An 11,332-nucleotide genomic window follows, 5' to 3' on the forward strand; every position below is an offset into this window, starting at 1 on the left:
TCCGCGCCGCCGGCGAACGCGGCGAGCAGCCGCCGGTGCCGGCCCAGGGTGTGGGCGAGCCGGTCCCCGCGGGCCGCGGACAGCGCCCCGATCACCGCCTCGGTCACCGCGCCGAACGACACGTCCACCGGCACCGCGACCAGCACGAGGTCGTGGCGGCGGCAGGCGTCGACGACGTCGGCCGGGATGTCGCCGAACACGGCCTCCCCGGCCACCAGCGCCGCCGCACCGGACCGCGCGACCGCCGCGACGAACCGCTCCGAGTCCGCGGGCGTCCGCCGCCACACCAGGCCGGACACGACCAGCTCACCGCCGCCCAGGTAGCGCGACGGGTCGGGCAGGTCGGTCGGGTAGACCCATCGCACGGACCGGTCCAGGTCGGCCGCCGAGCCGTGCAGGACCCGCAGCCGCAGCTCCGGGCGTGCGACGAGCTCCGAGAGCAGCATGGGAGAAACCTACAACTCGGTGCGCCGCGGGGGATCCCGATTCGTCACGGCGGTGCCTTCTCCCGGTGACCGGCGCGCGGTGCACTGGGTCCATGCAGCAGCCGAGCGCCGGCCGGACCGCACACCGGACCGCCATCGAAGGTGCCCACGTCGTCACCGTCACCGGGGAGGAGATCCCCGGCGGGCACGTCGTCGTCGAGGGGGAACGGATCGCGGGCGTCGGGCCCGGTCCCGCCCCGGCGGGGTCCTACGACCGCCGGGTCGACGCCCGCGGCTGCCTGCTCACCCCGGGCCTGGTCAACACCCACCACCACCTCTACCAGTGGGTGACCCGCGGGCTCGCCGTCGACCACACGCTGTTCGAGTGGCTGACCACGCTGTACCCGGTGTGGGCGGGCATCGACGAGCACGCCGTGCACACCGGCGCCACCGGCGCGCTGTCCGCGCTCGCGTTGTCGGGCTGCACCACCACGACCGACCACCACTACGTCTTCCCCCGCGAGGGCGGGGACGTGCTCGGCGCCGAGATCCGCGCCGCGCAGCAGGTGGGGCTGCGGTTCCACCCGACCCGCGGCTCGATGGACCTCGGGCGCAGCGCGGGCGGGCTGCCGCCGGACCACGTCGTCTCCGACCGCGACGAGATCCTCGCCGCGTCCGCCGACGCCGTCGCCCGCTGGCACGACCCGTCGCCGGGGTCGATGCTGCGGATCGCGCTGGCCCCCTGCTCGCCGTTCTCGGTGACGCCGGAGCTGATGCGCGAGTCCGCGACGCTGGCCCGCGAGCTCGGGGTGCGGCTGCACACCCACCTCGCCGAGACCGACGACGAGGAGGCGTACTGCCGGGAGCGCTTCGGGGCCACCCCCACCGAGTACGTCGCCGACCTGGGCTGGACCGGGCCCGACGTGTGGTTCGCCCACACCGTGCACCTCGACGACGACGCGGTGAAGACGATCGGCGCGACCGGCACCGGCGTCGCGCACTGCCCCACCTCCAACGGCCGGCTCGGCGCGGGTATCGCGCGGGTCCGCGACCTCGTCGACGCGGGCGCCCGGGTCGGGATCGGCGTCGACGGCGCCGCCTCCAACGAGGGCACCCACCTGCTGGAGGACGTCAAGCACGCCGTCCTGTTCGCCCGCGCCGCGGGCGGCCCCCGCGCCCTGTCGGTGCGCGAGGCCCTCGAGCTCGGCACGCTCGGCGGTGCCCGGGTGCTCGGTCGCGAGGACGAGATCGGGTCGATCGAGACCGGCAAGCTCGCCGACCTCGCCCTGTGGCGGCTCGACGGGTTCCGGCACCGCGACGTCGCCGACCCGGTCGCCGCCCTCGTCCTGGGCACCCCGCCGCCGCTGGAGCTGCTGCTCGTGCACGGGCGCCCGGTCGTCGAACGGGACACCGTGCTCACCGTCGACACCGCCGCCGTCGCCGCCGAGTGCGCCGCCGTGCACCGCGACCTCGTGGCCAAGGCCGGGTGAGCAGGATGGACCTGCACACCGTCACCGGGTTCCGGCGCGCCCGCGAGCGCGCCGACCTGGCGCTGGCGCCGGGGGAGCGGATCCTCGCCGGCGGGACGTGGCTGTTCTCCGAGCCGCAGCCCGGCGTCACCGGCCTGGTCGACCTCACCACGATGGGCTGGGAACCCCTCTCCGACCTGCCCGACGGCGGCCTGTCGGTGGCCGCGACCTGCCCGATCGCCGACCTCGCCGCGTACGGCGAGCGCACCGGGACCCCGCTGTTCGCCGAGTGCGCGCACGCCCTGCTCGCGTCGTGGAAGATCTGGCACACCGCGACCGTCGGCGGGAACATCTGCCGCGCCTACGCCGCCGCCGGGATGGTCGCCCTCGCCGCGACGCTCGACGGGCTCGCCGTCGTCTGGACCCCCGACGGCGAGGAGTACCGCGCCCCCGTCGCGTCGCTCGTCACCGGCAACGGCACCACCGCGCTGCGCCCCGGCGAGGTCCTGCGCGCGGTCGAGCTGCCCGGCGCCGCACTCCGCGCCCGCACCGCCTTCCGCAGGATCGCACTCGCCGAGCTCGGCCGCTCCGGCGCCGTGCTCACCGGGCGGGTCGACACCGCACCCGACGGCGGCGCCGCCACGTTCGTGATCACCGCCGCGACCGAGGCTCCCACCGTCCTGCGCTACCCGGCCGGCGTGCCCGGGGCGGACCGGTTGCGCGCCGACGTCGACGCCGTCGACGGCTGGTACACCGACCCGCTCGGTTCCGCGGACTGGCGCCACGGGGTCAGCGCGGTGCTGCTGGAGCAGATCCGGGAGGAGCTGTCGTGAAGCTGCACGTCAACGACACCGAGCTGGAGGCCGAGCCCGCCCCGGGGCAGTGCACCCGCACGTTCCTGCGCGAGCACGGGCACCTCGAGGTGAAGAAGGGGTGCGACGCCGGGGACTGCGGCGCCTGCACCGTCCTGCTCGACGACCGGCCCGTGCACTCGTGCCTGATCCCCGCCCAGCGTCTCGACGGCGCGCGGGTCACCACCGTCGCCGGGCTGGCCGGGCCGGACGGGGAGCTGCACCCGGTCCAGGCCGCGTTCGTGGAGAAGTTCGGGTTCCAGTGCGGGTTCTGCACGGCCGGCCAGATCGTCACCGCCACCGCGCTCACCCCCGACGACCTCGACGACCTGCCGAGGCGGATGAAGGGCAACCTGTGCCGCTGCACCGGCTACCGCAGCATCCGCGAGGCGATCGAGACCGGCGTCCGTGGCGGCTGCGCCCCGCGCGACCCGGACGGGACCGCCGGCACCGTCGGCTGCTCGGCGCGGCCCCCGGCCGCGGAGCGCATCGTCACCGGCAGCGAGCCGTTCACCTTCGACACCGACCTCACCGGGGCTCTGCACCTGCGGATCCTCGGCTCCCCGCACGCCCACGCCCGCATCCGGTCGATCGACACCACCGCGGCCGCAGCCGCACCGGGCGTCGCCCTGGTGCTGACCCACCACGACGTGCCGGACCTGCGCTACTCCACCGCCCGGCACGAGCACCGAACCGACGACCCCGACGACACCCGGATGCTCGACGACGTCGTCCGCCACGTCGGGCAGCGGGTCGCCGCCGTCGTCGCGCAGACCCCGGCGCAGGCCGAGGCGGCCTGCGCGCTGATCGCCGTCGACTACGAGGTGCTGCCCGCCGTCCTCGACCCGGAGGCGGCGCGGCGGCCCGGTGCGCCGTCGGTGCACCCGGACCGGACCCCCGCCGACCGCGTCGACGACGCCGGGCGCAACGTCGTGCTCGCCCTGCACGGCGGGCACGGCGGCGACGTCGACGCCGCGCTGCGCGCCTCCGCGCACACCGTCACCGGCACCTGGCGCACCAGCCGGGTCGCCCACGCCCAGCTGGAGTGCCACGGCGCGATCGGCTCGCTCGACGACGACGGCAGGCTCGTCGTGCGGGCGGGCACCCAGGTCCCGTTCCTCACCCGCGGCGAGCTCGCCCGCGTCCTCGGACTCGACCCGGACCGGGTCCGGGTGCACACCGCGCGGGTCGGTGGTGGGTTCGGCGGCAAGCAGGAGATGTTCGCCGAGGACCTCGTCGGGCTCGCGGTGCTGCGGACCGGGCGTACCGTCGCCCACGAGTTCACCCGGTCCGAGGAGTTCACCCGCACCGCGCTGCGCCACCCGATGCGGGTCGCGGTCACCCTCGGCGCCGACGACGACGGCCACCTCACCGCGATGAAGCTCGACGTCCTGTCCGACACCGGCGCCTACGGCAACCACTCCCGCGGGGTGCTGTTCCACTCCGTCGCCGAGTCGGTCAGCGTCTACAACTGCCCCGTCAAGCGCCTCGACGCCGAGGTCGTCTACACCCACAACGTGCCCAGCGGCGCGTTCCGCGGCTACGGCCTGGGCCAGGTGATGTTCGCCGTCGAGTCCGCGATGGACGAGCTCGCGATCGCCACCGGCCTCGACCCGTTCGAGCTGCGCCGGCGCACCATGGTGCGCGCCGGGGACCCGCTGCACGTCGCCCACCACGGCGAGCCGGAGCACGACCTGCACTGGACCAGCTACGGCATGGACCAGTGCCTCGACCTCGTCCAGGACGCCCTGGCCGACGGCACCGGCGACCCGGTCCCCGACGGCCCGACATGGCGGGTCGGGGAGGGTGTCGCCCTGGGCATGATGACGACGATGGCCCCGTTCGGGCACGCCGCGACCACCACGGTGACGCTGCTGCCCGGCGGGCGCTACCGGCTCGGCGCCGGCACCGTCGAGTTCGGCAACGGCACCACGACCACGCACCGCCAGGTCGTCGCCACCGTGCTCGGCACGACCCCGGACCGCGTCGACGCCCACCACGGCGACACCGACGCCTGCGGCTACGACACCGGGGCGTTCGCCTCCGCGGGCACCACCGTCGCGGGCAAGGCACTGCACGCCGCGGCGACCGCGCTGCGGGAGCGGATCCTCGCCGTCACCGGCGGCGGGGAGCTGCACGCGGCCGGGGTCACGGCGCCCGGCGGCGAGTGGACGCTCGACGACGTGCTGGCCGCCGCGTCCTCGCCCGCGGGGCTGGTGGCCACGGGGGAGGAGCCCGGCACCGCGCGGGCGATCACCGCGAACTGCCACGGCGTGCGCGTCGCGGTGGACACCGCGACCGGCGAGGTCCGGGTGCTGCGCTCGGTGCAGGCCGTCGACGCCGGCACCGTCCTGAACCCCGAGCAGCTGCGCGGGCAGGTCGAGGGCGGCGCCGCGATGGGGCTGGGCAGCGCGCTCTACGAGGAGGTGTACGTGGGGGAGTCCGGGGAGATCCTCAACCCGGTGTTCCGCACCTACCGGGTGCCGCAGATGGCCGACGTCCCGGACACCGAGGTGCGGTACGCCCGCACCCACGACGCGCTCGGCACCTACGGCGCGAAGTCGATGAGCGAGGCGCCCTACAACCCGGTCGCGCCCGCGGTCGCGAACGCGATCCGCCGGGCGCTGGGGGTGCGGCCGTACCACCAGCCGTTCAGCCGCGACCGGGTGTGGCGGCTGGCGGCCGGTGGCACGGCGTCCTGAGGCGCCGGGGCGGGGTCAGCCCCGGCGGCGCGCGTGCTCCAGCAGCGCGGTCGCGGTGAGCTTGCCCAGCTCGTTCGCGGCCAGCGGGCTGTCGCCGGTGATGACGTTGCGGTCGGTGGTGCAGCGGCCGGTCATGTCGTCGTTGACGACACGGACGCCCTCGTCCTGGAGGGCCTTGCCGAGCAGCCACGGCATCTCACCGGGCAGGTAGCCGATGTCGATGTTGGCGCCGGCGTCGAGCGCGTCGGGGAACACGCACATCTCGTAGCCCTCGAACGCCGATCGGCCGCGGCCGATGCGGGTCGAGAGGAACGCGGCGGGCCCGTGGCACAGCGACACCACGAGCCGGTCGGTGCGCATCGCCCACTCCAGGGTGTCCCGGACGTCGGTGGAGAACGGCAGCCCGGACAGCGCACCGTGCCCGCCGGGGACGAACACCGCGAGGTAGTCCGAGTCCTCGCCCAGCTCGCGCTCGACGACCTCCGCCAGCGACTTCGGGGCCCGCCACTGCGCGAGCAGCGTGTCGCGGGCGCTGCCGACCGCCTCGTCCTCGCCGGGGTAGGCCCACCACTCGAACTTCGCCGGGTTGCCGGTGAGCGTCGCGATCTCGACGCCGAACCCGGCCTCCAGGACGTGGTGCAGGGGGAGCAGGGTCTCCACCGGGTGGTTGCCGGTGGAGAAGAAGGTGCCGTTGCCCATGCGCAGGTAGCGCTCGTCGGTGGCCAGCACGAGCACCTTCCAGCGGCCGCCGGACCAGGCGTTCCGCTCGGTGGCGAGACCGTCGAAGTCGGTCCTCGGCGCGGTGTAGGCGTCCAGCGAGTACGGCGACGGGAAGTACGCCTCGTGCTCCGCCGGGTCCGCGGTCGGGTCCTTGCTGAGCGTGCTGTCGGACATCGGGGTGCCTCCGGGTCGTTCGTGCGGTACCCGCACGGCGTACCCCCGCCCGGTGCCGGTGAACCCCGCCGCCGTGCGTTCACCAACTTGTCCATACAGGGTGGTGGACGGTCCGGCGAGGTGGTGCGACCGTCGCGGACATGGCAGCTCCCGTGACGACCGCCCGCTACGCCCGCTGGGACGGGGTCGGCACCCCGTTCCGCCTGGTCACGACGGCGCTCGGCGAGCCGGGGCCGGGTGAGGTCCTGGTGGCGGTCGACCTGGCGACGGTGTGCGGTTCGGACCTGCACACGACCCGCGGTCATCGCTCGTCGCCGGTGCCGGGGGTGCTCGGGCACGAGCAGGTCGGGCGGGTCGTCGCGACGGCGCCGGGCCTGCGCCACGTCGACGCCGCGCCGGTCCGGACCGGCGACCGGATCGTCTTCTCGGTCGCCGCGTCCTGCGGCGAGTGCCGCCGCTGTCGTCGCGGGATCCCGCAGAAATGCGCCGACCTGCACAAGTACGGCCACGCCCCGCTGGACGAGGCTCGTCCGCTGACCGGCGGGTTCGCCACCCACTGCCTGCTCGTCCCGGGCACGGCGACGGTCGTCGTCCCTCCAGCGGTGCCCGACGAGGTCGCCGCACCCGCCTCGTGCGCGACGGCCACGGTCGCCGCGGTCCTCGACGCCGCGGGCTCGCCGGGCCCGGGAACGCGGGTGCTGGTGACCGGTGCGGGCATGCTCGGCGTGACCGCGGCCGCGATGGCCTCCCGCGCGGGTGCCGAGGTCGTGGTCGCCGACCCGCACGCCGACCGTCGCGCCCGGGCCCGTCGCTTCGGCGCAGCGGACACGGTCGGGACCCCGCCGGAGCGGGCGTTCGACGTCGCGCTGGAGCTGTCCGGTGCACCCGCCGCCGTGCGCGCCTGCCTCGACGCGCTCGACGTCGGCGGCACCGCCGTCCTCGCCGGGTCGGTCTTGCCCGGCCCCGCGGTGGGACTCGACCCGGAACGCCTGGTCCGCGGGCTGCACACGGTCGTCGGCGTGCACAACTACGCCCCCCGCCACCTCGCCGCCGCGGTCGCGTTCCTCGTCGCGGAGCACACGCGGTTCCCGTTCGCCGAGCTGACCGGTGGCCCGTGGTCCCTCGACGCGCTCGACGACGCCTTCGCCGCCGCCGGGTTGCCGGGTGCGGCGCCGCGCCAGGCCGTGCGTCCCTGACGTCGCTCCCGATCGCCGGGCCGGGGTATCGCACGAACCGATGCGGCAGGGCGGTCCTTCTCCCGGCTCCGGAGGGGATGTGTGTGTCGATTCGCTTACCCGGTAAGCGAATTCAGAACAGGGGCACCTCTGAGCGGCAGCGGCAGGGGCAGCGGCGGCGGCAGGGGTGGCGGCGGTGCGACCCCCGGTCCGGGCACCGCCGTCGCCGGCGGGAGCGCGTCGCAGCCCACCCGCGGGTGGACCCGCTCCCGCCCGCTCATTCCCGCGCGAACCCACCCCGCCCGCTGCGGGTGTTCGTCACCGTCACGGTCGCGACGTCCGGGCGGTAGCGGTCCTCCGACCACTCGAGAGCGTCCCCGGCGGCGTCCCAGGTCAGCCGCCGTTCGCGGAGCAGGGGGTGTCCGACCTCGACGCCGAGCAGGGACGCGTCGAGCTCGTCGGCGGCGACGGCGTCGAAGGTGTGCCGGGCCGCGTGCAGGTCGACGCCCTGGCCGGTGAGCAGGGCGTAGATCGACCCGGCGTTGAGGTCGGCGTCGAGCAGGGCGCGCCCGACCTTCTCCACGTACGTCATCCGCTCCAGCATCGCGGGGCGGTCGTCGAGCAGGCGGAGCCGGATCAGCTGGACCGCGTAGTCCTCGGGCTCCAGGCCCAGCGCCGCCGCCACCGCGGGCGACGGGTGCCGCAGTGCGATCTCGTGCAGGCGCTGGCCCGGGACGTGGCCGGTCAGCTCCGCGCGCCGGGTGAAGGACAGGAACGACTCGAACGGCTGGGCGGGCACCGCATCCAGCACCACCGGGCGCCGGCCCTGCCCGCCGCCGATCAGGCCCTCGTCGCGCAGGGCGGCCAGGGCCTGGCGGACGGGGCCGCGCGACGCCGAGAACTCCCGGCACAGCTCGGCCTCGGACGGCAGCGCCTCGCCGACACCGATCGCGCCGCTGCGGATCCGGGCGCGCAGCTCGTCGGCCAGTGTGCGGTGCAACGGGGTCCCCACGGCTGGTGACTCTACAAGTGCCAGGGCGCTGAGCACGACGTCCAGAGGTCGGGCAGGTGAACAGATCCCAACTTGTATCGACAAGTCATTGCGGTCGGGGACATCCGGCTGGCACCGTCCCCCCGGTGACCCGGACGAGTGACCTCCTGATCGTCGGGGCCGGCGTCGTCGGCCTCGCCCACGCCGTCGAGGCCGTCGAGCGCGGCCTGGACGTGACCGTGCTCGAGCGTGACGAGCACGCCGTCGGGGCCTCGGTGCGCAACTTCGGCCACGGCTGCCTCACCGCCCAGACCGGCGATGCGCTGGAGCTCGCCACCCGCGGCCGCGGCACCTGGTTGCGGCTGGGTGCCGAGGCCGGGTTCGGCGTCGCCGAGTGCGGCACCGTGGTCGTCGCCCGGTCGGCCGAGGAGCGCGCCGCGCTCGAGGAGCTCGCGGCCATCCGGGGTGACGACGTGGAGCTGCTCGACCCGGCGCAGGTCGTCGACCGGGTCCCGGTCGCCCGCGACGGCCTGTACGGCGGGGCGTTCCTGCCGCGTGACCTGCGGGTCGAGCAGCGCCGGGCGGCCGGGGCGATCGCGGCGTGGCTCGCGGGCCGGCCCGGTGCCGAGATCCACTTCGGCTGCCCGGTGCACGGCATCGACGGGGCCGGCGCCGGGTCCGGTGAGACCGGGGCGGGCGGGATCGGGGACGCGAGCGGCGACGGCCCGGTGGTCGTCCGCACCGGGCGCGGGGAGTTCCGGGCCCACCGGGTCCTCCTCTGCGTCGGTCACGACCTGGACCGCCTCGTCCCCGGACTCGCCGACGACGCGGGCCTGCGGCGCTGCGTCCTGCAGATGCTGCAGGTCCGCCCGCACACCCCGCTCACGATCGGCCCGGCCCTGCTCACCGGCAGCTCGATGCTGCGCTACCCGGCCCTGTCGGGCACCGCGGGCGCCGCCGCACTGCGCGAGCGCTGGCGCACCGAGCGCCCGGACCTGCTCGACGCGGGCGTCAACCACATGCTCACCCAGCTGCCCGGCGGCGACCTCGTCGTCGGCGACACCCACCACTACGACCGCACACCCGAGCCCTGGACCGACGAGACCCTGGACGACCTGCTGCTCGCCGAGACCCGGGCGCTGCTCGGGACCGGCGTCGACGTCGTCCGCCGCTGGCGGGGCGTCTACGCCGACGCCCCCGGCGAGCTCCTGATCCGCCCGGTCGCGCCGGCGACGACCGCCGTCGCGGTCACCTCCGGCATCGGCATGACCACCGCGTTCGGCCTCGCACCGGCCGTGCTCGACCGCGTCCTCTGAAACGGGAGACCCCCATGCGCCGCCCCCGCCTGCTCGCCGTCGCCGCACTGGCCGCGAGCCTCGCCCTCACCGCCTGCGCCGGTCCGTCCGGCCCCACCGTCGCCGAGTCGCCCACCTGCCCCGGCGGACAGATCCGGATGGGCATCGAACCGTTCGAGGACCCGGCGAAGCTCGTGCCCGCCGCGGAGATCCTCGGCGACGCCCTCGAACGCCGGTTGAGCTGCCCGGTCCGGGTGCAGGTCACCGAGGACTACGCGGCCGAGGTCCTCGCCATGCGCAACGACCGCCTGGAGATCGGGATCTTCGGCCCGCTCGGCTACGTCTTCGCATCCGAGCGCGCCGGGGCCGAGCCGGTCGCCTCGTTCGGCACCGCGACCGGGGAGCTGTCCGCCTACACCGCCGGGATCTGGGTGCCGCGCGATTCCGAGGTCACCACGGTGACCCAGCTCCGCGGCCGCACCCTCGCCCTGGGCTCGGTCGGCTCCACCTCCGGTGACGCCCTACCGCGCAAGGCACTGCTCGACGCCGGGCTCGCCCCCGCCGACGTCCGGGTCGACTACGCCGGCGGTCACCCCGAGGCGCTGCTCGCGCTGACCAACGGCACCGTCGACGCCGCCGAGATCAACTCCCAGCAGCTGGCCTCGGCCACCGCGTCGGGGACGTTCGACCCGGCGGGGTTCCGCCGGCTCTGGACCTCCGCGCCGATCCCCAACGACCCGGTGACCGTGCGCGGCAACCTCGACCCGGCGTTCAAGGCCGCCGTCACCGACGCCCTGCTGAACCTCGACCCGCAGGCGGTGGGGGAGATCGGCGCGCTGCTCGACGTCACCCCGCCCGGGAAGCTCGTCCCGGTCACCCGCGACACCTATGCGCCGCTGTTCGAGCTGGCCCGCACGCTCGGCCTGACCGAGAAGGACGTCCAGTGAGCGCGCTGCTGGAGGTCCGCGGTGCCCGGGTGCGCTACGGCGACCGCGAGGTCCTCCACGGCGTCGACGTCGACGTCCACGCCGGGGAGCTGCTCGCCGTCCTCGGCGCCAACGGCTCGGGCAAGTCGACGCTGCTGCGCGCAGCAGCCGGGCTGACCCCGCACCTCGGGCGGGTGCTCGTCGACGGCCGGCCACGCGGACGGCTCGACGTCGCGCTGGTCTTCCAGCGGATCCACCTCGTCACCCGGTGCACCGTGCTCGACAACGTCTGCGCCGGTGCTCTGGGACGGCTCCCGCTGCGGTCCTCGCTGGTCCCGTCCCTGTTCCCGCGGGCGCTGCGGGAGGAGGCGATGGGCTGCCTCGACCGCGTCGGACTCGCCGACCGCGCCCACGACCGCGCCGGGTCGCTGTCCGGCGGGCAGCAGCAGCGGGTCGCCGTCGCCCGCGCACTGTGCCAGCGCGCCCGGGTCCTGCTCGCCGACGAGCCGGTGTCCGCGCTCGACCCGGCCGCCGCCGAGCAGGTGCTCGGCCTGCTCGCCGAGCTCGCCCACACCGAGCACCTCGCCGTGCTCGCCGTCCTGCA

10 protein-coding genes are annotated in these 11,332 nt (G+C 75.6%); 7 read left to right on the forward strand and 3 right to left on the reverse strand.

Annotation, left to right across the window (positions count from 1 at the left end):
* Positions 1-446, reverse strand: a 446-nt coding sequence (locus GTW08_RS10730; protein WP_202416980.1) for a PucR family transcriptional regulator ligand-binding domain-containing protein, incomplete at its 3' end; no start/stop codon positions are given.
* A 92-nt stretch (positions 447-538) separates the two neighbouring features.
* On the opposite strand from GTW08_RS10730, the gene GTW08_RS10735 reads away from it, so the two are divergent.
* From GTW08_RS10735 to GTW08_RS10745, 3 genes are read left to right on the forward strand one after another with little or no spacing between them, the layout of a single operon-like run.
* On the forward strand, positions 539-1,915 hold the full coding sequence (locus tag GTW08_RS10735; protein WP_073575025.1) for an 8-oxoguanine deaminase: 1,377 nt from the start codon (positions 539-541) through the stop codon (positions 1,913-1,915).
* A 5-nt stretch (positions 1,916-1,920) separates the two neighbouring features.
* Positions 1,921-2,727: an FAD binding domain-containing protein gene (locus tag GTW08_RS10740; protein ID WP_073575024.1), complete on the forward strand. Its 807-nt coding sequence runs from the start codon at positions 1,921-1,923 to the stop codon at positions 2,725-2,727.
* Positions 2,724-5,447 carry a molybdopterin-dependent oxidoreductase gene (locus GTW08_RS10745; RefSeq protein WP_073575023.1) on the forward strand — a complete coding sequence of 908 codons (2,724 nt, stop codon included), beginning with the start codon at positions 2,724-2,726 and terminating at the stop codon, positions 5,445-5,447. The genes GTW08_RS10740 and GTW08_RS10745 overlap by 4 nt, the downstream gene beginning before the upstream one ends.
* A gap of 15 nt (positions 5,448-5,462) precedes the next feature.
* Here the strand turns inward: GTW08_RS10745 and hchA are convergent, their stop codons facing one another.
* Positions 5,463-6,341: a glyoxalase III HchA gene (gene hchA, locus GTW08_RS10750; RefSeq protein ID WP_073575022.1), complete on the reverse strand. Its 879-nt coding sequence runs from the start codon at positions 6,339-6,341 to the stop codon at positions 5,463-5,465.
* A 140-nt stretch (positions 6,342-6,481) separates the two neighbouring features.
* On the opposite strand from hchA, the gene GTW08_RS10755 reads away from it, so the two are divergent.
* Positions 6,482-7,537: an alcohol dehydrogenase catalytic domain-containing protein gene (locus GTW08_RS10755; RefSeq protein WP_073575021.1), complete on the forward strand. Its 1,056-nt coding sequence runs from the start codon at positions 6,482-6,484 to the stop codon at positions 7,535-7,537.
* Between the two features lie 256 nt (positions 7,538-7,793).
* Here the strand turns inward: GTW08_RS10755 and GTW08_RS10760 are convergent, their stop codons facing one another.
* Entirely contained in the window at positions 7,794-8,528 is a 735-nt protein-coding gene (locus tag GTW08_RS10760; RefSeq protein WP_217266874.1) for a GntR family transcriptional regulator, read from the reverse strand.
* 56 nt (positions 8,529-8,584) lie between these two features.
* On the opposite strand from GTW08_RS10760, the gene GTW08_RS10765 reads away from it, so the two are divergent.
* From GTW08_RS10765 to GTW08_RS10775, 3 genes are all read left to right on the forward strand, one after another.
* Positions 8,585-9,823 (forward strand): TIGR03364 family FAD-dependent oxidoreductase, encoded by a 1,239-nt coding sequence (locus GTW08_RS10765; RefSeq protein ID WP_304580082.1) that lies wholly within the window; start codon positions 8,585-8,587, stop codon positions 9,821-9,823.
* Positions 9,824-9,837: 14 nt separating this feature from the next.
* Positions 9,838-10,749, forward strand: a complete 912-nt coding sequence (locus GTW08_RS10770; RefSeq protein ID WP_073575020.1) for a phosphate/phosphite/phosphonate ABC transporter substrate-binding protein — start codon at positions 9,838-9,840, stop codon at positions 10,747-10,749.
* The coding region (locus GTW08_RS10775; protein ID WP_346009889.1) for a phosphonate ABC transporter ATP-binding protein at positions 10,746-11,332 on the forward strand (587 nt) is incomplete at its 3' end. The genes GTW08_RS10770 and GTW08_RS10775, both read left to right, overlap by 4 nt.

The sequence above is a fragment of the Pseudonocardia sp. SID8383 genome (genome assembly GCF_009864975.1).
Taxonomy (GTDB): domain Bacteria; phylum Actinomycetota; class Actinomycetes; order Mycobacteriales; family Pseudonocardiaceae; genus Pseudonocardia; species Pseudonocardia alni.

Coding starts and splice junctions, on each gene's coding strand:
- GTW08_RS10740 (WP_073575024.1), top strand. CDS start 1,921: ATGGACCTGCACACCGTCACCGGGTTCCGGCGCGCCCGCGAGCGCGCC.
- hchA (WP_073575022.1), bottom strand. CDS start 6,341: ATGTCCGACAGCACGCTCAGCAAGGACCCGACCGCGGACCCGGCGGAG.
- GTW08_RS10755 (WP_073575021.1), top strand. CDS start 6,482: ATGGCAGCTCCCGTGACGACCGCCCGCTACGCCCGCTGGGACGGGGTC.
- GTW08_RS10770 (WP_073575020.1), top strand. CDS start 9,838: ATGCGCCGCCCCCGCCTGCTCGCCGTCGCCGCACTGGCCGCGAGCCTC.
- GTW08_RS10735 (WP_073575025.1), top strand. CDS start 539: ATGCAGCAGCCGAGCGCCGGCCGGACCGCACACCGGACCGCCATCGAA.